Raw genomic sequence first — 20,844 nt, 5'->3', positions numbered from 1 at the left:
CTCGTAAGGGGGAAGGGGGCTTGAATTGCGAGGTCGCGCCCCTTCCCCCTTACAAACCCCCAACCCCCGACGACGCTTTTAAGGTGGCTAAATTTTAAAAAGCGTTGCTTTTTAAAATTTAGCTGGTTTTATTTTTACGGAAATGCTTCGCATTTCTCGCAATGACAGATTTGGCGTGCTTGCTTGCAATGGCAAATTAAAATTTCAGGCGATAGCAGTTTGGAGTTTGTCGCGTAAATCTAAAATTTCATCTCGTTTGATGACAAAGCTGTTTTTGTTGGCGATGAGGTGCGCTGAGCTGTGCATGATGACCTCGGCGACTTTAAGGCCGTTTTGCTTCATCGTAGCGCCTGTTTCGACCACATCGACGATAGCGTCTGATAGCCCTATAATCGGAGCTAGCTCGATCGAGCCGTATAGTTTGATGACCTGAGTGGCGACGGCTTTGGTGGCGAAGTATTCGCGCGTGATATTTGGCATTTTGGTTGCGATTTTGATACCTGGGGTGTTGTAATCAAGCTCGGTTTCGTTTGGCACGCCCACGCAGACTCTGCATTTGCCGATTTTGAGATCTAGCAGGCGCAAAACATCTGGTTTGTGCTCTTCGAGCACATCTAGCCCCACTACGCCGATATCTGCTGCGCCTCCGACGACATAGGTAGGAATGTCTTGGTTGCGGACATAAAGAAATTTAAAATCACCCTCTTGCATGATTAATTTGCGGTCTTCAAAGGCAAATTCTAGCCCAAAAATGCTTTTGAAAATTTTGAGTGTATCATCGGCAATGCGACCCTTTGGTAGCGCAATCGTAATCATAAAAGTCCTTTTTGTGAGATTAAATTTTTCATAGCGCGGAAAATCAAATCCCTATCATAAACGCCGTTTTTGAAATGTCGCATTAAAAACGCGCCGTCCCCGCCGGTAAAGTGTATGCGTTTATCGCCAGCGATATCAGCTATGGCTAGGATTGTTGGTTTGAAAATGCCGTAATTCACGGCGTCGCTTGTTTTTTGCGGAAGCGAGTCTAGGGAAATTTTCGTCGAGAGATTGACATCTAAAACAGATGAAATTTCGCCATAAGTGCGAAGCATAGCGTGGATTCCAGGCAGGATAAATCCGCCAAGGTGGGTGCCTTTTTCCATGACATCGACCGTGATAGCGCTGCCTGCATCGACGATGACGCCAGTTTCGACCATACTGCACGCGACGATTCTATCGATTCCTAGCCCTTGGTAGGTGGTGTTTATGTGGAAATGGTGCGTAATGTCGATAAATAGGGGGTTGTTTAGCTTGCGTTGCACTCTGGCATTTACATTTATACAATACACTCTCTCGATTGGTTCGTAGTTCAAAAACTCGTCGATACCCATAGCAAAGGTTGCGCCGTTATCATAAAATTTGGCATGCGTGTTGCCGATATCACATAAAAGCATAGGTTTTAAATCCGTTTTCTTCTAAAAATTTTTTACTTTTTGAGCAAATTTGGCTGTTGTGAAACAAAACTCGTTTTTTGATAGTTTTGCCTAAATTTGCGCAAATTTGTTCGGTTAAATTTAATAAAAATTCGCTATCTCGCATAATGAAGCGAGATGATGCCTCGCGCATGAAAATCAGGGTATTAAACCCAGATAAATCCACGCCAAAATAGGCGCTGTATGTGCGGGAGCGAGTGAAAATTTTCAAATCTATGGTTTTGAAATTTTTAAGCAAAATTTCATGGCTAACCATGAGATTGGAAATTTTACTTAGCAAAATTTAGCACTTTATCATCGTAGTAAAATGACGAATTTGCGCTAAATGCGCGAGAGTCAATCTCATCGCTTAGCTCAAAAATCGCCTCGCTTTGCAGATTTTTATCCGTGCGGATAACAAAACCTGTGCGCTCCACGATATAAAGGTATTCCCCGCTAAATACACCCTCTAATAGCTGAGCGAAGGTAAATTTGCGAGATTTTATTAAATTTAGGTTTTTATCCAAAAGCTCGACCGTGCCGTCTTTTAGCAAAAGATAGATTCTATCGCCGTCAAATAGGACATTTCTAATGTCGCGGTTATAGGTTTTGTTGCCATTTGGGCTGATGAGAACTAGCCTTGTGCCTGTGCCTGCATAAAGGTCGTCGCCACGGGCTTGAAGCGTGGTTATGTTGTTAAAAAATGGTTGATTTGATACGACGAAATCCCTCACAGAGCGGCCACCTGTGCGCTCTACGATATTTACTAAGCCATCAAGTGCTGGGTAGGCTACTAATTGGTTGATAAAAAGCGGAGCGGCTGTGCGTGAATCTATGGCAAATGCGTCGCCGATTTTATCATCTAGGACCATAGCGCCCGAGCTTAGGCGAAAGAGCATTACGCTATTATCGCTCATCACAAGCGCTAAATCATCGCCGTCAATCGCGCCACTTAGGGCATAGCGTTTGAGATCTCGCTCAAATTTCACACTGCCATCGCTACCCAAAACCCTAGTCGTGCCGTTTGTGTCTGTGGCGATGAAATTTCCATTATACTCGCCTAAAAATCGTTCGTTTTTGTTAAGTTTGATATTTTCATTTACGCCTGATTTGGTGATAACTGCGCCGTTTGATAGCGTGGCACCCTCTTTGGCAGCATAGATAATTTCTGCTGGAAGCGAGCCGTTAAAGGCCATTTCGCCTGTGATATTGTCATCGCCTGGGTCGAAATACTGGCGTTTGGTCGAACAACCGAAAAATAAAAACGAAAGCAGAAGTGTAAATATGATTGATTTTTTCATTATTTATTTCCTTTGTAATGTTTTAAATTTAACGCTAAATTTCGCACTGGCGAATCTATGGCGATTTTGTCAAATTCGGCGTTTGCAGCCTCGATTTGACCTGTTTTCAAAAGCTCGTATCCCTTTACGATAGCGTCATAATCGTTAAGCAAAAGCGGGCTTTGTTTGCCGTTTTGCACGCTGATAATCTCTTTTAGCAAGTAATCGACCTTGCTATCGCTTCCAAGAGCTGTCAAATCATCGGCTGTGCCGTGATTTAGCATATATAACGCATATAGATTGAAATCTTTGTCTTTTAGTTTGGCTAGTTTTGCGTCATCTCGCGCCTCTAAAAGCTCTGAGTATAGTTCGTTTGCGCTGTTTATGCGAGAATTTTGGATAAATTCGTTTGCCCAGTATCCTACGAAAATCACCATTATAAGGGTAGCGAAAAAGATTAAAGGTTTTTTGTATTTTTTAATGAAAATTTCGCTTTTGATAACGCCTTCTAAAAACTGCTCTTCTGTGCCTATTTCTTTTTTAACGCCTTCAATGTCGTCTTTTAAAGCCAAAGTAGTATCCTTTTGTGATTAAATTTGGCGGTAATTGTAGCATAAAAAAATTTAAATATGCCCAAAGACAAGAATTTTTATGATATAATGTCGCATTTATCAGAAAAGGAAAATTTATGATAATAGATGAAATTTTATTATCAAGGCTCGAAAAATTAGCTGCTTTAAAAATCCCTGATGAAAAACGAAATGAGTTTATCGGTCAGTTAAATAAGGTAGTAGATTTTGTCGAAATTTTAAACGAATTAAAATTAGATGGTGAGGAAGTAGCCATAACTACTTTAAAGGGCGGAACTCCGTTTCGCGAGGATGAGCCACGCGCTAGCGATGTTCGCTCTATTATCCTAGGGCATGCACCTTCAAGCGAGGGTGATTATTTTGTAGTGCCTAAAATTATTGATTAGAAAGGAAAAGTATGGAAGATCCAAGAAAAAATTTAGTAGATATAGAAACCTTATTAAAGACAGTTGTTTTTAATAAAGCTTCTGACTTGCACCTAGTTTCTCGCTCAGCACCGCAAATCCGAATAGATGGAACGCTTCGTCCTTTGGCTATGGATAGCCTTAGCGGAAGTGATATCGAGTATATTTGCTATGCGATGATTACAGATCAACAAAAAAGCGATTTAGAGGAAAACAAAGAGCTTGACTTCGCGATTGAATTGCCAAATATCGGACGCTTTCGTGGAAACTACTATTACACTATGAACGGCGATTTGGCCGCTGCGTTTCGTATTATTCCTATCGATATCCCTAGCCTTGATGATTTGAAGGCTCCAAGCATTTTTAAAGAGGTTGTAAAACGCGAAAAGGGTATGATTTTAGTTACTGGTCCGACAGGATCTGGTAAATCAACGACTTTGGCGGCTATGCTAAATGAAATCAACGAAAAAGAGCGCAAGCACATTATCACGGTTGAAGACCCAGTCGAGTTCGTGCATCAAAATAAAAAATCTCTATTTTCTCACAGAAATATCGGCACGGATACCCACTCTTATGCGCAAGCTTTGAAATTCTCACTTCGTGAAGACCCTGATATTATCCTAGTCGGTGAGATGCGTGATAGGGAGACTATTTCTATTGCGATTACTGCGGCTGAGACAGGACACTTGGTTTTTGGCACACTTCACACAAACTCAGCGATCCAAACAATCAACCGTATCATCGATAGCTTTGACGGCGGCGAGCAACTTCAAGTGCGAAACATGCTTTCAGTTTCACTAACTGCGGTTATTTCGCAATCTTTGCTTCCAAAGCTTGGTGGCGGTCGTATCGCAGTGCATGAAATTTTGATTAATAACAACGCGGTTGCCAACCTAATCCGCGAAAACAAAGTTCATCAAATTTACTCACAAATGCAACTTAACCAACAAAGCACTGGTATGATTACGCAAACACAGGCTATGGTTAAGGCAATCAGAGCAAATCAAATCGCCAAAGAAACGGCATTGCGCTATTCTACAAATTTACAAGAGCTTATCGGCGTTGTGGGTGCGTGATTATGGAAGGTATAAATTGGTTTGACGCCATTGTAGTGGGTCTGATAATCCTTTTTGGATTAAGAGGTCTTACAAATGGCATTATGAAGGAAATTTTTGGAATTTTAGGTTTGATTGGTGGTTTGTGGATCGCTGTGCGCTACAAAGAGATGGCAGGTGCGTGGATAGCTAGCAAAGTCCCTGCATTGCAAAATGCAAATGGAATTTTCTCCGGCGATACTACTCAGACTTTAATCGGATTTTTGGCTGTGCTTTTTGGCGTGTGGATTATCTGCCTGATTTTGGGCGAGATTATCTCAAAACTCTTTAAATGGAGTGGGCTAGGATTTGTCGATAGAATCGGTGGATTTGCATTTAGCGTGGCTAAAATTTTCTTAATCTTTGCCGTTATCGTAACCTTTGCAAGAGGTCCTATGATGCTAAACGAGCAGACAAAGAAATTTTTCGAAACTAGCGCAGTCGCTCCGGTGCTACTAAGCGTGGGCAAGTGGATTATGGATTTAAAAGACGACCCAGTAGTCAAAGAAAATTTGCAAAGCTTAGAGCAAAAAGCTAGTGAAATTTTAACCCCAAGCGAAGATAATACGACAGAAATTCAAAATAATATTTCAAACGAGGTTTTTGATATCAATCAAAGCTTGGATTTAAATGTAAGTGAAGGGAGATTGTAATGGACGCTAAAATCGAAAATTTGGAATTTGACGCGCTTTTGCTTGAATTTAAAAAAGCACTTAGCGATAATGGCTTAAAATATACAAAACAGCGCGAGGTTTTGCTAAGAACGCTTTATAATAGCAATACGCACTTTACGCCAGAGGCTTTGCATAGCGAAATCAAGGCGAAAAATCCTGAGCTAAATGTAGGTATCGCCACAGTGTATCGCACGCTAAATTTGCTCGAAGAATCAGGCATGGCGACATCGATTACTTTCGGCGCGCAAGGCAAAAAATTCGAACTTGCAAACAAACCACACCATGATCACCTAATCTGCAAAAGTTGCAATAAAATCGTCGAATTCCGCGACGCTAGTATCGAGAAAAAACAAATCCAAATCGCCAAAGAAAATGGCTTTGTCCTAACTGGCCATATTATGCAGCTTTACGGAATCTGTGCTGATTGCGCGGCAAAAAGGAAATAATTTGTTCGACTCACAATTAGAAATCCAAAGAATAGATAAATCAAACGAATTGCGAAATTTAGGGGTAAATCCATACCCTCATTTTTTAAAACGAGATATGAAAATCGTAGAATTTCGCGAGAAATTCGCTAGTATTGCAAATACAGAGGAAAAAAAATCAGATGAGATTGTCGTTTTAGCAGGGCGTTTGAAACTAAAAAGAGTTGCGGGAAAATCGACATTTGCAAATATCGAAGACGAAAGCGGAAATATTCAAATTTATTATTCGCGCGACAGTATCGGCGAGGAAGATTACGCTAAATTTAAGAAAAATCTTGAAGTAGGCGATATTATCACTGTTACAGGATACGCCTTTATCACGCAAACTGGCGAGTTTTCGATCCATGCTTCAAATATCAAACTAGCTTCAAAAGCGATTTCTCCACTACCTGAGAAATTCCACGGCCTAGTAGATATCGAAATGCGATACCGCCAACGCTACCTCGATATGATAATGAACCCAGAGGTTAGAAGCGATTTTATCAAACGCTCTGTCATAATCCGTGAAATTCGTAACTTTTTCGAGGCGCATGGATTTTTGGAAGTAGAAACCCCAATGATGCACCCAATCGCAGGTGGCGCAAACGCAAAGCCTTTTATCACGCACCACAACGCTCTTGATGTAGATAGATATCTGCGAATCGCACCTGAACTTTATCTAAAACGCCTAATCGTAGGCGGTATGGAAGCTGTTTTTGAAATCAATAGAAATTTCCGCAACGAGGGCATGGATTTAACGCATAATCCTGAATTTACCAGCATTGAGTTTTACTGGGCGTGGCATGATTATAATGATGTCATGGATCTGACACAAAATTTAATCTGGGCTGTGATGGATAAGCTAGGGCTTGATAAAAAGCTTCAATACGACGAGCTTGAAATCGACTTTACTAAGCCTTTTGCACGCATAAAATACCTTGATGCGCTGGTTGAAATAGGCGGATTGGATCCTGAGATTATAAATGATAAAGACAAAATTTTAGCAAAGCTTAAAGCCGATAAATTTGAAGTCAATGAAAAGCTAGATTTGGGCCACTTGCAAAGCGAACTTTTCGATAATTATGTCGAAGCCAAGCTCATAGATCCGACCTTTATTGTGGATTTTCCTATCGAGATTAGCCCGCTTGCAAGAAGGAGCGACGAAAATCCAAAAATCGCCGAGAGATTTGAGCTATATATCGCTGGCAAGGAGATTGCAAACGCATTTAATGAGCTAAACGATCCGCTTGATCAATTCGAGAGATTTAAGGCGCAAATCGACGCGAAAAACGCAGGCGATGACGAAGCGCACGAAATGGACGCTGATTATGTCAAAGCACTAAGTTATGCTATGCCACCTACCGCTGGTTGGGGGCTTGGGATTGATAGATTGGTGATGATTTTGTTAAATAAAAAATCGATTCGAGATGTTATTTTGTTTCCAGCTATGAAACCGTTAAATTCAGATAAGGAGTAAAAATGTTGGCAGATTTTGATAAAGAAATTTTTGATTTGATGAGCAAGGAGTTAGCTCGCCAGTGCGACCATTTAGAGATGATTGCAAGCGAAAACTTCACTTACCCAGAAGTTATGCAGGTAATGGGCTCAGTGCTATCAAACAAATACGCAGAAGGTTATCCTGGCAAAAGATATTATGGCGGTTGCGAATTTGTCGATGAAATCGAAACTATCGCTATTGAGCGATGTAAAAAACTTTTTGGTTGCGAATTTGCAAATGTTCAGCCAAATTCAGGCTCACAAGCAAATCAAGGCGTTTATGGAGCGTTTTTAAAACCGGGTGATAAAATTTTGGGCATGTCTTTAAGCCACGGCGGACACCTAACACACGGCGCAAAGGTTTCAAGTAGCGGAAAGTATTATGAGAGCTTTGAATACGGCGTCGAGCTAGATGGTCGCATAAACTACGACCGCGTAGCAGACATAGCAAATATCGTAAAACCAAAAATGATAGTTTGTGGCGCAAGTGCCTACACAAGAGAGATAGATTTCGCTAAATTTAGAGAAATCGCTGATAGCGTGGGTGCGTATCTTTTTGCCGATGTGGCTCATATCGCAGGTCTAGTTGTAGCAGGAGAGCACGCTCATCCGTTCCCGCACTGCCATGTCGTTAGCTCGACTACACATAAAACACTTCGCGGACCACGCGGCGGTATCATTATGACAAACGATGAAGAATTTGCTAAAAAAATCAATAGCTCGATTTTCCCGGGCATTCAAGGAGGGCCCCTAATGCATGTCATCGCAGGAAAGGCTGTCGGCTTCAAACACAACCTTAGCGATGAGTGGAAAGTTTATGCAAAACAGGTCAAAGCAAATGCAAAAATTTTAGGCGAAACTTTGGTAAAACGGGGCTTTGATCTAGTAAGTGGCGGCACGGATAATCACCTAATTTTGGTTAGCTTTTTAAATAGAGAATTTAGCGGAAAAGACGCTGATATAGCCCTAGGAAATGCAGGAATTACAGTAAATAAAAACACAGTCCCAGGCGAGATTCGCAGTCCATTTGTAACAAGCGGTATTCGCGTAGGAAGCCCTGCTCTGACATCTCGTGGTATGAAAGAGGCTGAGTTTGAGTTTATTGCAAATAAAATCGCAGATGTGCTTAGCGACATAACAAACACCGAACTTCAAGCAAAAGTTAAAAAAGAGATTGTGGATTTGGCACATAAATTTATCATTTACGATAAAGCGATGTATTGATTTTAAGGCGCTTTGTGCGCCTTATTGCCCTTTTTAAAAGATTTGTTAAATTTTTTAAAAAGGGTAAATAAATTTTTTAGGAGATATTATGACAGATAAATTTGATATGAGCGATATCACTATGAACGGAGCGCCAGGAGACGGCACAGCTAGCCTAAAAAAGCTTTTGACTATTGCGGCTGGAATTATAGTTTTGTTTTTGATAGTTCTTATAATAATGAAAGCTATCAACAAAAACGACATTGACACAAACGCAGCCCTAACAATGCCTAGCGAAGAAGAACTTACTAAAAAAGAAGAGGTAAAAAAAGAGCCAGAGATCAATGTGGTTAGCAGTGATACTTCTAACGCGCAGCCTCAAACCCCAGCTCCAAAGGCAGAGCCAACCCCTGCGCCAAAACCAAGCGAGCTTCAAATTTCAAAGGTTGAAATCAAAAGCGAAGTAAAAGATGAGCCAAAGCCAGTGGTGCAAAACACTGCCTCTCAAACAAAAGTAGAGATTAAAAAACCCGAGGTCAAAGAAGAGCCAAAACCAGTAGAGATAAAAAAAGAAGAGCCTAAGCCTGTCGTAGTCCAAAGAATCGAGGTTAAAAAAGAAGAACCAAAACCAGAAGAGGTAAAAACCGTAAAAGAGCAGTTGCAAGCTCCAAAGGTTGAAATCAAAAAAGAAGCTCCAAAAGTCGAAGTTAAAAAAGAGGCTTCAAAAACCGAGCCTAAAAAAGCAGAGGTGAAAAAGGTTGAGGTTAAAAAAGATGAGTCTAAAAAGGTAGAGGCGAAAAAACCTGAACCTAAAAAAGAGGAAGTCAAAAAAGCCGAAGTCAAAAAAGAGACTCCAAAAACCGAGCCTAAAAAAGAACCTGCCAAAGTAGGCACTGCGGCAAAAACTGCGAATTCGAGCGTGGGAGCTGGAAATTATATCCAAGTTTTCGCTTCGAACTCTTACGATCCAAACAGCTCAGATGTGCGCAAAATCACAGCCAAAGGTTATAATCCAGTGGGTTTAAAAACCCAAGTAAATGGCAAAGATGTGGTTAAAATTTTGGTCGGTCCATTTAGCGGAGAAGAGCTAAACAAGGCTATTAGCGACATGCGCACGCTCAATAGTGGCGCATACATTTACAGAGTGAAATAATGCACAAATTTGCCGTTTTTGGCAATCCGATATCTCACTCCATATCGCCTTTAATGCACAATTTAGCGATTAAAGAGCTAGGCCTTGATGCCTTTTATGGGCGGGTTTTGTTAGAAACAGCTACGGATTTGAAACAAAAATTTCTGAATTTAGGCTTAAATGGCGCGAACATCACCGTGCCTTTTAAGCTGGAAGCTTACCGGATAAGCGATGAGCTAAGCGAGGCGGCGCGCGAGATCGGCTCGGTGAATACTCTCGTGCGAAAAAACTCCAAATTTTACGGATACAATACTGACGCGCCCGGATTTTACGAGGCGATTAGGGAGTTTGGAAGCTTAAAGCGCGTGCTTGTTTTGGGCGCTGGTGGCACGACACGGGCGATTGGCTATATTTTGGCGAAAAATGGCGTTAAATTTGACATTTTAAACCGCAGCGAAAAAGAGCCAGAAAATTTTAAATGCGAGAATTTTTATACCTACGAAAATTTCAAAATTCAAAGCTATGATTTGGTCGTAAATTCCACAAGCGCGGGGCTTAAAGATGATTTTTTACCAGCCCCAGCCGAAATTTTGGACGCTGTTTTTAAGGAAGCAAAATTCGCATTTGACGCAATTTATGGCAAGATTACGCCGTTTTTGGATTTGGCTAGCACTCACGGCGTTCGCACAAAAGACGGACGCGAAATGCTAATTAACCAAGGCGCATTAGCGTTTAATCTTTTTTATGATAATAAATTTGATAAAAATTTGATTTTAAGCGCAATGTCTAGGGCGATAAGATTATAAATTTATGCAAAGAGATTACGACAAAGAGCCGTTAGTTTTAAAAGATTATAGTTTGTATGTAATCATTTATTTCGCTTGTCTGCCTATTATGATTTTTATGGTTAGTCTAATTTACGATATAAAAATAGGATTGGTAACTATTGCTTTTTTAGTATTTGGAATACAAGATTTACAAGAATTTGTAAAAAATAAAGATAAAATATCGGTAAAATTCACAAATACTTCCATAATTTATGCGATTGATAAAACAACAAAAAATACTATAAATTTAAATGATATAACAGAGATAACCAAAACTCTTAGTTTAGCATACGGCAAAAATACCATAGAGAAAAATAAAGTAATCAACAAAAAACTTTTATTTTTAGGTATCGGTCTGATTTTAATAGCTTGGTTATTTTTGGCAACGAAATTTTTACTGATTTTATTGTCGCTGATTTTATCAGTAGTTTTATTTATAAATTTTTTATCAAATTTATTTGTTAATAAAACCTTGTCGCTTAAATTTTGGAAAGAATACAAAATTTTCGATAATAATCACAGGTATGTAAATTTCGTTATAAAAAATTCTGATTATTTAGAATTAAAAACATATTTTTTGCTAAAAACAGGCAAAAACCTTGACGATATAAAAATAAGTATAAATTATCTGTATTGATAAAAGAATTTCGACACTGCACACATCGCCGAATTTATGGCGCGCGCAGTATCGTTAAAAGGCTAAATTTACTTACTTTTTCGGATTTAAAATCGCGATAAACGGCTCTTTTGCGATTAAATTTGCCCCAAATTTCACATCATCGTTGCTAAGGGCGTTTATGCGAGCAGCGTAAATTTTATCATCGTAAAACGGATAGCCGAAAAGCTCGTGCGAAGCGATGTTGCTTAGCCAAAAATCGTTGTTTTCGCTGGCTCTTTTCATAGATAAAATTTGCGCTTTTTTGAAATTTTCTAGCTGATCTGCGCTAGTGCCGTTGTGCGCGATATCAGCGACAATTTCTTTGATTCCCTCAATCACCGCTTCCTTGTCCTTTTCGTTGCACGAAAACGAGATATTTAGCCCAGATTTTATCTGCGGAAACTGCGCGTATGAGGCACTCACGCTGGCTGAGTAGATTAGCCCTTTGGCCTCTCTGATTTTTTCAGTGATTTGCGTTTTTACGGCACTTTCGAAGGCTTTGAGCTTGTATGAGTTTAAAATGTCAAACTCGCTCAAATCGTAGTTTAGATAAATCATTCTGACCTCGCTTTTATCGCTATCACCGTAGTTTTCTTCGATTTTTACGGCGTTTGCGCTAAGCTTTGTTTGGGCGATTTCGCCCCTGCCAGCTTTGCCTTTTAAATTTCCTGCGTATTTGGCCAAAATTTCGGTGATTTTATCCTCGTCAAAATCCCCACTTATCACAAACAAATATTCACCTCCATTAGCGAAAATTTTATCTGCTAAGCCCCTAAAATGTGCTAAATTCGCGCTTTTTACATCGCTTATTTCAAGCGGAGTTTTAAAACGCAAATCTCCGCTAAATAGCGAATTTACGATTTGTTTGTTGAAGCGAAAATCTATCGTCTCATCTCTGAGCGCAAGGTTAGATAGCGCGCTACTTTGGTATTTTTCTAGCGAATTTGCGTGGATTTTTGGCGTGCTCATTTTCACAAACAGCTCTCTCATCATTGCCTCGAAATCCTTGCTAGCGCACTCCCCGCTAAACCCGCTAGAAAGTTCGTTTATGCCAAAGCGCAAAGAGTAGTTAAATCCGCTAGTAAGCCTCCTGGCCTCGTATTCGTTAAACTCGCCAATAGTGCCTGAATTTAGCAATGCGCTTAAAATTTCAGCCTCAGCTTTGCTTGCAAAATTCGAAATTCCGCCTAGTTTTTTTACGCTGATTTGTATGCTATTTTTTTTGCCCAAATTTCGCTTTAAAACCACCTTGACGCCGTTATCGAAATTTAGCGTGGTTATGTTTTTATCGGTGTCGAAATTTTGGCTAAATTTAGCTGGCAGAGGCTCGTTTTCTAAAAGTTTTTTCTCGCCCAGGCCATTTTTGCTAAAATCAAATGGGGTTGCATTTTGATAAATTTTATCTATTTCCCCTGCGCTTAAATTTAGATCTTTCGTCGAAATTATCTCCGTAAAGTGCGCTCCGTTCGTGATTTGCTTAAAGTATTCATTGACATCATTTAGCGAAATTTCGCCCAAAATCGCAAGGCTTAAATCGTGTTTATCCTGCTTGCCAAGCTTAGTGTTGCCATTTATTACAAAATCCAAAATTTCATAAATTTGCTTGTTTTGCGTGTCATTTTTGATGAGATTGGTTTGGACTGAGTTGATAAATTCCGCCTTTGCACTCTCAAAATCCCCAGCCGAAAATCCATGCTCCCTAGCGCCCTTAATCGCGCTAAATAGGCTAGTCAGCGTGGCATTTGCGTCGAAATCAAAAATGTTTGCCCCAAACGAGTAAAGTCTGCGCTCGCCGAATAAATCATCGCTGTCAAATCCCGCTTTTAGGGGGATTTTCGCGCCTATATTTAGGGCATCGTAGCTAAGGCTAAGAAGTTTTGCGATGTAGGTATCAAGCCAGGCTTTTTTCATTTCGCCTATGCTGTTTAAGGGGCTGTGCTCGCCGGCAAATACGATATTGACGGCATTTGTGCCAATCTGGGGCTCTACGATGTTTGCATAACCTGCGCCGAATTTTTGCAGGCTCGTATCGCGCGCGATTTTTTTAGAGCGAGGTTTTAAATCGCTAAATTTGGCTTTGATTAAATTTTCGATTTGCGTCGAATTTACATCGCCCACGACGATGACGCTCATCAAATTTGGAGCATAATTTCTATCATAAAACGCCCGCAAACTTTCGCTTGTCGCACCCGCTATGGCTTCGTTTTTGCCTATTGGGAAGCGTCTTTGAAAGATAGAGTCTGGATAGAGTGATTTGGCTCTTTGCTCGTAAAATCTGGTTTTATAATCCTTTTTCGCCTCTTCTAAAATTACGCCTTTTTCTTTTTCGACCTCGGCTGGGTCAAATTTCACGCCCTTAGCGTAGTCTCTAAACACCGTGAAAATGTCGTTTAAATTTTCATCGCTCACGCTTGCTTGGATATTGTAGGTCGTGTTTTGAAAGCTAGTTTGGGCGTTTAAATCTGCGCCAAATTTCACGCCTAGGCTTTCTAGTTTTTTGACTAGCTCGTTTTTGTCGAAATTTTCGCTGCCATTAAACGCCATGTGCTCGACAAAGTGCGCAAATCCCTGCTCGTCGTCGTTTTCGTCGATACTGCCAGCATTTACATTTAGGTAAAAATATGCGCTGTTTTTGGGGACGGGGTTTTGCTGTATAAAGTATTTTAGGCCGTTTTCTAGGGTGCCTGTGGTTACATTGGCGTCAAATTTCAGTGCTAAATTTGGGTCAAGTGATACGGCGAAATTTAGGCTAAATGCCGCGCAAAGTGCGAAAAATATTTTTTTCATAAATTATCCTTTTTAAAAAAGCGAGATTTTAACTGAAAATAGTAAATTTTAAATGAAAAAAGAGAGCTTTTAAAGGCTCTCTTAAAATTTCAATTTTATGGGGATACATAAAGGTGGAGCCTTAGGGGGAAGGCCCCATACGCACGCGTTTGCGTGATAAATTTGGCGCAGGGGGGGCTGCGCCAAATTTGGAGTTTTATAGTTTGTCTGAGTTTTTGCCTAAATACTCGGCTACGCCTTGTGGGTTAGCCTTCATACTAGCGTCGCCTTTGTTCCAGCCAGCTGGGCAAACCTCGCCATGCTCGTTAGTAAATAGCATAGTATCTACCATACGAATCATCTCGTCGATATTTCTGCCAAGTGGGAGGTCGTTGATGACAGCGTGGCGGATTGTGCCGTCGCTATCTAGCAAAAATGAGCCTCTTAGCGCAACTGCATTGCCAAAAAGCACATCGAAGCTTCTAGCGATATCTTTTGTGATATCTGAAACTAGTGGGAATTGGACTTTGCCGATACCGCCTTCATTTACTGGTGTGTTTTTCCATGCAAGATGCACGAACTCGCTATCGCAAGATACGCCGATGACCTCTACGCCTCTATCTTTAAATTCTTTATAGCGTTTGTCAAATGCGATAATCTCGCTAGGGCAAACAAATGTGAAATCTTTTGGATAAAAGAACACAACTGCGCCTTTTGGGCCGATGTTTTTGTAAAGGTTGAAGTCCTCTACAATGCTGTTGTCGCCAAGAACGGCTTGTGCTGTGAAATCTACTGCTTTTGTAGTTACTAACATGATATTTTCTCCTTAATAATAAAATTTATCATTTGCGAATTATACACATTTTATCTTATAAAAAATTTAAACCAAATTTACACGCAATATAAAATTCAAATCTAATCAAAATTTTTAATGACTTTTTAAAAAATGTGTGTTATTATTTAGAGTATTTTTTGATAAAGGAGAAAATATGGCAGTAAAAATTACTGATATTTGTATAGCATGCGGTTCTTGTATCGATGAGTGCCCAGTTAGCGCGATTGTTGATGATAGCGATAACCCAACAGGGGCAGACACATACTATGTATATGCTGATAAATGCGTAGAGTGTGTAGGTCACAATGACGAACCAGCCTGTGCAAACGCCTGTCCAACTGACGGCTGTATCGTTTGGAGCGAAGTTGTCGCTGGACAACCAAGCAAAGCTGAAATCGGCGCAGAATTGCGCGGTGGCGATACTCCGGTAGTCGCATAAATACAAATTCAAAATTTTCATGGCTTAAATGCCATGAAAATTTAATTCTTAAATAAATTTTAACCTATTTTAGATATAATCATCCTTTTACAATAAAGGAGTTCGTATGCAACAAACACTATCAATAATTAAGCCAGATGCCGTAAAAAGGGGCGTTATAGGCAAAATCATAGATAGATTTGAAAGCAACGGTTTGCGTATAGCAGCAGCAAAAAAATTGCAATTAAGCGTAGATGACGCAAAAGCGTTTTACGCAGTTCATAAAGATCGCCCATTTTTTGGCGAATTAGTTGATTTTATGGTTAGTGGCCCAGTTGTGGTTATGGTTTTAGAGGGTGAAAACGCAGTAGCTAAAAACCGCGAACTAATGGGTGCAACAAATCCAAAAGAGGCAAAGCCAGGCACAATCCGCGCTGATTTCGCCGAGAGTATCGATGCAAACGCAGTCCATGGTAGCGATAGCCTAGAAAACGCAGCTATTGAGATTGCATTTTTCTTTGCTAAAAAAGAGATTTGCTAAGGTAAAATTTTGAAAATTAACTTTGTAAAAATCACAAAAGAGCCGATTAAATTTGATACCCAAAGTGGCGGTGTTAAATTTAGCGGCGAGTTGCACAAATCAGGAGAAAGCCTGTATAAATGCAACGCCCAAATTTGCGGAGCGATACCATATATTTGTGATCGTTGCGGAAGCGAATTTGAGTTAAGTTTAGACGAAAATGTTGATTTAACGCTAAGCGATGGGATATACAAAGGTTCTGACAGCTTAGATGTAATCGAGTTTTTCGAGGGCAGTATCGATATAGATGAAATTTTACAAAGCGAAGTAGAAGCGATAAAAAGCGACTACTTTTATTGCGACAAATGTAAAGAATTATAAATTTTATAAAGGAGAAAAAATGGCAGTTCCTAAACGAAGAGTGAGTAAAACTCGCGCAGCAAAAAGAAGAACTCATTACACTGTAACTCTACCTGTGCCAGTCAAAGACAAAGACGGTAGCTGGAAGATTCCTCACAGAGTAAATAAAAATACAGGAGAATACTAATCCCATGACGTCGATTGCTATCGACGCAATGGGCGGCGACTTCGGTTGCGAGCCTATTGTATGCGGAGTTATTGAAGCACTAAGAGAGCAAAAATTCAAAGCTTTCTTAGTAGGCGACAAGGCGAGAATCGCCCCTTTTATCCCGGCAGAATTTCAAAAATACATAGAGTATGTCCAAACTGACGAAGTTTTTGAGATGAAAGAGGGTGCGACGGATGTTTTAAAACGCAAAAATTCCACCATTTATCAAGCAGTAGATTTAGTCAGAAATGGCACCTGTAAGGCCGTGGTCTCAGCTGGTCATAGCGGGGCTACGCACAGCCTAGCTACGCTTAGAATCGGTAGAATTCCAGGTATTTCGCGCCCAGCCATTGCTACGCTTTTTCCGACTAGTCAGGGCGGTAAAACGCTGGTTTTAGATGTCGGGGCAAATGTGGATTGCAAACCTGAAAATTTATTCGAATTTGCCGTTATGGGCGAGGCTTATGCAAAAGAGATTATGGGGATTAAAACCCCTAGAATCGGGCTTTTGTCAAACGGCGAAGAAGATAGCAAGGGTAACGAGGTCAATAAAGAAATTTTCCCAAAACTCAAAAAAATGCAAAATTTCGTCGGCAACGCCGAGGGAAATCAGATTTTCGACGGCTCGGTAGATGTCGTTATCACTGACGGATTTATCGGAAATATCGTCCTTAAAACCAGCGAGGGCATAGCCAGCGCTATGAATAAACTTATCAAAAAAGAGGCGAAAAAATCGCCGATTGCGATAGCTGGTTCGATTTTGATGAGGCGAGTATTTAAGATAATCAAAAAATCGACCGATTACGATGAAACTGGTGGCGCGCCACTTTTGGGCGTGAAAGAGTGCGTAATCATAAGCCATGGCAAAAGCACGCCAAAAGCGATAAAAAACGCAATTTTTCAAGCGCTTAAATTTTCGGATTCAAACATAAACTCAGTTATCCAAACCCAACTTAGCAACTACAACCAAGGATAAAGATGAAGGCTTCGGTGGTATCCATAGGCGCCTACGCTCCAAAGAGAATTTTAACGAACTACGATTTGGAGGGTATGGTCGATACCAGTGATGAGTGGATTACCCAAAGAACGGGCATTAAAGAACGCCATATCGCAGATACAAATGAGGCTACTAGCGATATGGGCGCAAAGGCTGCTGCTTTGGCACTTCAAAGAAGCGGGCTAAGAGCAGAGCAAATCGACGCTGTGCTTTGCGCTACAATCACGCCTGATTATTTTTGTATGCCATCAACTGCGGCTTTGATTGCAGATAAGCTAGGGTGTAAATTTGGCGTTATGGCGTTTGATATAAGTGCTGCGTGTAGTGGATTTGTATATTTACTAGACCTAGCAAAATCGCTTATCGAAAGCGGAGCGAAAAAGCATATACTAATCGTCGGAAGCGAAAAACTAAGCGCGATTACGGATTATGGCGATAGAAGCACCTGCGTGCTTTTTGGCGATGGCGCTGGCGCAGCGGTAGTGAGCGAGGGCGAGGGTGAGGGCATAATCTACACAAACAGTGCGAGCGACGGCGCAAAGGCTGATTATTTGATCACGCCAGCACCTGGGAGCGCAAATCCTATCTCACAACAAATTTTAGACGATAAGCTCGGATTTATCAAAATGCGCGGTCAAGATGTCTATAAAATCGCAGTTCCAACGCTGATAAAATCGGTCGAAGAGGCATTAGAAAAAAATAGCCTTAAAGCTAGCGATATTGATCTGTTTGTCCCGCACCAGGCGAATTTGCGCATAATCGAGGCAGTGCGCGAAAAGATAGGCTTTACGGAAAATCAATGTGTCGTAACTGTGCAAAAATACGGCAACACAAGCTCGGCTTCAATCCCAATGGCACTAAACGAAGCTTATGAGACTGGCAGGCTAAAAAATGGCTCGTTAGTCTTGCTAGACGCCTTTGGCGGGGGATTTACTTGGGGTTCTGTGCTATTTAAATTTAACGCTTAAATTTCAAAATTTATCAAATTTAGACATTAATTGTCGAATTCTTATTGTAAAATTCACTAAAATTTTAAAGTAAAGGAAAAATCATGTCCGAAATCAAATGTCCAAACTGCGGCGAAATTTTCGCAATTGATGAGAGTGAATACCAAAAAATCGTAAGCCAAATCAGAAATAGCGAATTTGAGAAAATTGTAAACGAGAGATTACAAAACGAAAACGCAAAATTTCAAAGTGAATTAGAGCTTGTAAAATCCCAAGAAATCGCTAGGGCAAAAGAATATATAGCTAATTTAAAAGCGCAAAAAGATAGTGAAATTTCACAACTTAAAGAAATTTTGGCGAAATCACAGGCCGAACTAAAAGGCAAAGATGAGAATTTAACGCAAAAATTTGAGATTGAAAAAAGCAAAATTTCCCTAGAAAATGAGGCTAAAATCGCAGAGCTAAATCAGAAAATCACTGAGTTAAACGCCAAAATCAGCGCAAGTGAAAATGAGAAAAATTTGGCTGTGAGCAACGCTATTTCGAGCAAAGATAGCGAAATTTCCGAGCTTAAAATAACACTGAGCGAAAAAGAAAAAAATTTCGTCGAAAAAGAGCAAATTTTGCGTGAAAATTTCGAAAAAACAATCAGCGACAAAGACGCGATGATAGATTATTACAAGGATTTAAAGGCGAAATTATCGACAAAAATGGTTGGCGAGAGCTTGGAAACACATTGTAGCACAGAGTTTGAGAAGCTCCGCACCACCGCATTTGCAAACGCTTATTTTGAAAAAGACAATGAGGTCAAAGAGGGCGGCAAAGGCGATTTTATATTTCGCGATTTCAAAGATGGCGTAGAGTATATTTCGATAATGTTTGAGATGAAAAACGAGGCCGATACGACCGCGTCAAAGCACAAAAACGAGGAATTTTTTGCCAAATTAGACAAGGACAGAAATGCGAAAAACTGCGAATACGCAGTGCTTGTCTCGCTACTTGAAAGCGATAGTGAGCTCTATAACACCGGTATCGTCGATGTTTCGCACAAATATGAAAAAATGTATGTGATCCGCCCGCAGTTTTTCTTGCCGATAATCTCGCTACTACGCAATGCTGCGCTAAATTCGCTCGAAGATAAAAAGCGTCTAGTAGAGTATCAAAACCAAAATTTAGATATCGAAACCTTTAAAAGCAATATTGACGAATTTAAGGATAAATTTGGCAAAAATTACCGCTTAGCAAGCGAGAAATTTCAAAAGGCAATCGATGAAATCGACAAAACCATAAGCCACCTAGAAAAGGTAAAAAATGAGCTTTTATCTTCTGAAAATAACCTGCGCCTAGCTAATGATAAAGCCGAAAAACTAACTATCAAAAAGCTAACCAACAACGCTCCAAGCGTGCAAAAAATGTTTGATGAAGCAGGGCAGAATTCGGGCGAGTAAATTTGGCGAATTTGGCGCAAAATTTAGCAAAATTTGGGTGAAATTTAAACAAAATTTTGCGCCACAAATCTACTAAATTTTGGCGAAATTTACTTTTCGCCAATTCCTAAATTTTCCCTTTTTACGATTATTTTTTTGATTTTTTTCAAAAGCTCGATCGAAGCCTCGATTTCAGCCTTTTTGGTGCTGACACTCTCCACATTTGCCCCCACGCTAATGCCCTTTGCAAGCGAGTATTTGTAGATGAAATCAAACAGCTCCACGCACAGGCTCACCGAGCTTTGCAAGATATCGGTGCTGGTTTTTAGGCGATTTTCCAAAAAATCCGGCACGCTAATGCCAAGCCACTTCATAAATTCGAGCGTTTTTTCGCTTCCACAAGGCGTGAAAGTAAAGATTATAGGCACTTTTTTGCACCCAAGATTAGCATAATCATCTATGAAATTTTTCACACTCTCAGCGTCATAGACGGCTTGGCTGATGAAATACTCGCACCCGCTTATGCTTTTTGACGCGATTTTTAGGTGCTCGGCGCGTGTTTGTTTGTGGCGCTCGGCTATGCAAATTCCGCCCAAATGCAAATCGCTAGCAATCTCTTTTTTTATCTGATACGCCCGTTTTAGCGGGATTTTCATCGTATCGTATTTCGAGGAGGCGCCCACAAATACGCCAAAATTACTCGCTCTGGTGTTTAAAATTTCGCCAAATTTGCTCTCATCGTATTTTCCCACAGCGCGGTAGATTATGGCTGGTTTGACCTCGCGCAGGTGTTTGGTGTAATACATCGCGGGATCTAGCGTTTCGATGAATTCATAAGTGCGCGTCTCGCTCGTCCTTGCGCTCTCATCTTGCAAATCATAAATGACTATGCCATCGCATGGCATGGAGGTTATGCGCTCTCTCCAAAGCGCGCCAAGTCGCTCGATTTTTTCGGGCTCGAAACTGATTTTTGGCGGAACGATACCGTAGAGCAAAATTCCGCTAGCATTGTTTTTAATTTTTTGTTCCAACATTGATAAATTCCTTAAATTTAGGATATTGTAGCAAATTTAAATTTAAAAATTTAAATGA

Annotated in this window: 24 protein-coding genes; 16 read left to right on the top strand and 8 right to left on the bottom strand. The window is 40.4% G+C overall.

All coding sequences use genetic code 11. The annotated features are described in order from the left end of the window. Positions 1 to 204 precede the first annotated feature (204 nt). From hisG to OFN91_RS08185, 5 genes are read right to left on the bottom strand one after another with little or no spacing between them, the layout of a single operon-like run. On the bottom strand, positions 205 to 816 hold the full coding sequence (gene hisG, locus OFN91_RS08205; RefSeq protein WP_270866573.1) for an ATP phosphoribosyltransferase: 612 nt from the start codon (positions 814 to 816) through the stop codon (positions 205 to 207). Further along, on the bottom strand, positions 813 to 1,433 hold the full coding sequence (locus tag OFN91_RS08200) for a type III pantothenate kinase (RefSeq protein ID WP_270873903.1): 621 nt from the start codon (positions 1,431 to 1,433) through the stop codon (positions 813 to 815). Before OFN91_RS08200 ends, hisG begins: the two co-directional genes overlap by 4 nt. Continuing rightward, complete coding sequence (locus tag OFN91_RS08195; RefSeq protein ID WP_270873902.1) at positions 1,420 to 1,752, bottom strand: hypothetical protein; 333 nt, start codon at positions 1,750 to 1,752, stop codon at positions 1,420 to 1,422. The genes OFN91_RS08200 and OFN91_RS08195 overlap by 14 nt, the downstream gene beginning before the upstream one ends. Then, the gene (locus OFN91_RS08190; protein WP_270873901.1) at positions 1,742 to 2,752 is read right to left on the bottom strand and encodes an L-seryl-tRNA selenium transferase; all 1,011 of its coding nucleotides are present in this window, start codon (positions 2,750 to 2,752) and stop codon (positions 1,742 to 1,744) included. Before OFN91_RS08190 ends, OFN91_RS08195 begins: the two co-directional genes overlap by 11 nt. After that, entirely contained in the window at positions 2,752 to 3,303 is a 552-nt protein-coding gene (locus OFN91_RS08185) for a hypothetical protein (protein ID WP_270865388.1), read from the bottom strand. The genes OFN91_RS08190 and OFN91_RS08185 overlap by 1 nt, the downstream gene beginning before the upstream one ends. Before the next feature lie 116 nt (positions 3,304 to 3,419). Between OFN91_RS08185 and gatC the strand changes: the two genes are divergently transcribed. The 9 genes from gatC to OFN91_RS08140 all read left to right on the top strand — a co-directional run bounded on the left by gatC (position 3,420) and on the right by OFN91_RS08140 (position 11,253). Further along, positions 3,420 to 3,707: an Asp-tRNA(Asn)/Glu-tRNA(Gln) amidotransferase subunit GatC gene (gene gatC / locus OFN91_RS08180; protein ID WP_270859743.1), complete on the top strand. Its 288-nt coding sequence runs from the start codon at positions 3,420 to 3,422 to the stop codon at positions 3,705 to 3,707. 11 nt (positions 3,708 to 3,718) lie between these two features. Continuing rightward, entirely contained in the window at positions 3,719 to 4,801 is a 1,083-nt protein-coding gene (locus OFN91_RS08175; RefSeq protein WP_270859742.1) for a type IV pilus twitching motility protein PilT, read from the top strand. A gap of 2 nt (positions 4,802 to 4,803) precedes the next feature. Continuing rightward, positions 4,804 to 5,472: a CvpA family protein gene (locus OFN91_RS08170; RefSeq protein ID WP_270868871.1), complete on the top strand. Its 669-nt coding sequence runs from the start codon at positions 4,804 to 4,806 to the stop codon at positions 5,470 to 5,472. Beyond that, a complete protein-coding gene (locus tag OFN91_RS08165) occupies positions 5,472 to 5,939 on the top strand; it encodes a Fur family transcriptional regulator (protein WP_270865390.1) in 468 nt (155 codons plus the stop codon). Before OFN91_RS08170 ends, OFN91_RS08165 begins: the two co-directional genes overlap by 1 nt. A gap of 1 nt (position 5,940) precedes the next feature. After that, entirely contained in the window at positions 5,941 to 7,434 is a 1,494-nt protein-coding gene (gene lysS, locus OFN91_RS08160) for a lysine--tRNA ligase (protein ID WP_270870061.1), read from the top strand. Positions 7,435 to 7,436: 2 nt separating this feature from the next. Then, a complete protein-coding gene (locus tag OFN91_RS08155; RefSeq protein ID WP_270873900.1) occupies positions 7,437 to 8,678 on the top strand; it encodes a serine hydroxymethyltransferase in 1,242 nt (413 codons plus the stop codon). 88 nt (positions 8,679 to 8,766) lie between these two features. Continuing rightward, complete coding sequence (locus tag OFN91_RS08150; protein WP_270873899.1) at positions 8,767 to 9,810, top strand: SPOR domain-containing protein; 1,044 nt, start codon at positions 8,767 to 8,769, stop codon at positions 9,808 to 9,810. Then, on the top strand, positions 9,810 to 10,595 hold the full coding sequence (locus tag OFN91_RS08145; protein ID WP_270873898.1) for a shikimate dehydrogenase: 786 nt from the start codon (positions 9,810 to 9,812) through the stop codon (positions 10,593 to 10,595). The genes OFN91_RS08150 and OFN91_RS08145 overlap by 1 nt, the downstream gene beginning before the upstream one ends. A gap of 4 nt (positions 10,596 to 10,599) precedes the next feature. After that, a complete protein-coding gene (locus OFN91_RS08140) occupies positions 10,600 to 11,253 on the top strand; it encodes a hypothetical protein (RefSeq protein ID WP_270873897.1) in 654 nt (217 codons plus the stop codon). Positions 11,254 to 11,325: 72 nt separating this feature from the next. On the opposite strand, the gene OFN91_RS08135 is transcribed toward OFN91_RS08140, so the two are convergent. Beyond that, entirely contained in the window at positions 11,326 to 14,061 is a 2,736-nt protein-coding gene (locus OFN91_RS08135; protein ID WP_270873896.1) for a M16 family metallopeptidase, read from the bottom strand. 196 nt (positions 14,062 to 14,257) lie between these two features. Further along, positions 14,258 to 14,854, bottom strand: coding sequence for a peroxiredoxin (locus OFN91_RS08130; RefSeq protein ID WP_270873895.1), 597 nt, complete (start codon positions 14,852 to 14,854; stop codon positions 14,258 to 14,260). 175 nt (positions 14,855 to 15,029) lie between these two features. Between OFN91_RS08130 and OFN91_RS08125 the strand changes: the two genes are divergently transcribed. The 7 genes from OFN91_RS08125 (at position 15,030) to OFN91_RS08095 (ending at position 19,773) form a co-directional block, all read left to right on the top strand. Then, entirely contained in the window at positions 15,030 to 15,314 is a 285-nt protein-coding gene (locus tag OFN91_RS08125) for a DUF362 domain-containing protein (RefSeq protein WP_270859733.1), read from the top strand. A 106-nt stretch (positions 15,315 to 15,420) separates the two neighbouring features. Next, positions 15,421 to 15,834, top strand: coding sequence for a nucleoside-diphosphate kinase (ndk, locus tag OFN91_RS08120; protein ID WP_270873894.1), 414 nt, complete (start codon positions 15,421 to 15,423; stop codon positions 15,832 to 15,834). Between the two features lie 9 nt (positions 15,835 to 15,843). Continuing rightward, entirely contained in the window at positions 15,844 to 16,194 is a 351-nt protein-coding gene (locus tag OFN91_RS08115; protein WP_270873893.1) for a hypothetical protein, read from the top strand. Positions 16,195 to 16,213: 19 nt separating this feature from the next. Further along, complete coding sequence (gene rpmF / locus OFN91_RS08110) at positions 16,214 to 16,360, top strand: 50S ribosomal protein L32 (protein WP_270859730.1); 147 nt, start codon at positions 16,214 to 16,216, stop codon at positions 16,358 to 16,360. A 4-nt stretch (positions 16,361 to 16,364) separates the two neighbouring features. Continuing rightward, the gene (gene plsX / locus OFN91_RS08105; RefSeq protein ID WP_270873892.1) at positions 16,365 to 17,357 is read left to right on the top strand and encodes a phosphate acyltransferase PlsX; all 993 of its coding nucleotides are present in this window, start codon (positions 16,365 to 16,367) and stop codon (positions 17,355 to 17,357) included. A gap of 2 nt (positions 17,358 to 17,359) precedes the next feature. Continuing rightward, entirely contained in the window at positions 17,360 to 18,346 is a 987-nt protein-coding gene (locus OFN91_RS08100; RefSeq protein WP_270873891.1) for a beta-ketoacyl-ACP synthase III, read from the top strand. 83 nt (positions 18,347 to 18,429) lie between these two features. Beyond that, the gene (locus OFN91_RS08095) at positions 18,430 to 19,773 is read left to right on the top strand and encodes a DUF2130 domain-containing protein (protein ID WP_270872677.1); all 1,344 of its coding nucleotides are present in this window, start codon (positions 18,430 to 18,432) and stop codon (positions 19,771 to 19,773) included. An 89-nt stretch (positions 19,774 to 19,862) separates the two neighbouring features. Here the strand turns inward: OFN91_RS08095 and OFN91_RS08090 are convergent, their stop codons facing one another. Then, positions 19,863 to 20,786 carry a methylenetetrahydrofolate reductase gene (locus OFN91_RS08090; RefSeq protein WP_270873890.1) on the bottom strand — a complete coding sequence of 308 codons (924 nt, stop codon included), beginning with the start codon at positions 20,784 to 20,786 and terminating at the stop codon, positions 19,863 to 19,865. Positions 20,787 to 20,844: the final 58 nt, after the last annotated feature.

It is taken from the genome of Campylobacter sp. JMF_08 NE1 (genome assembly GCF_027737875.1).
GTDB lineage: Bacteria > Campylobacterota > Campylobacteria > Campylobacterales > Campylobacteraceae > Campylobacter_B.
Note: the sequence above shows the minus strand (reverse complement) of the source record. Positions and strands in the feature narration are given on the sequence as shown.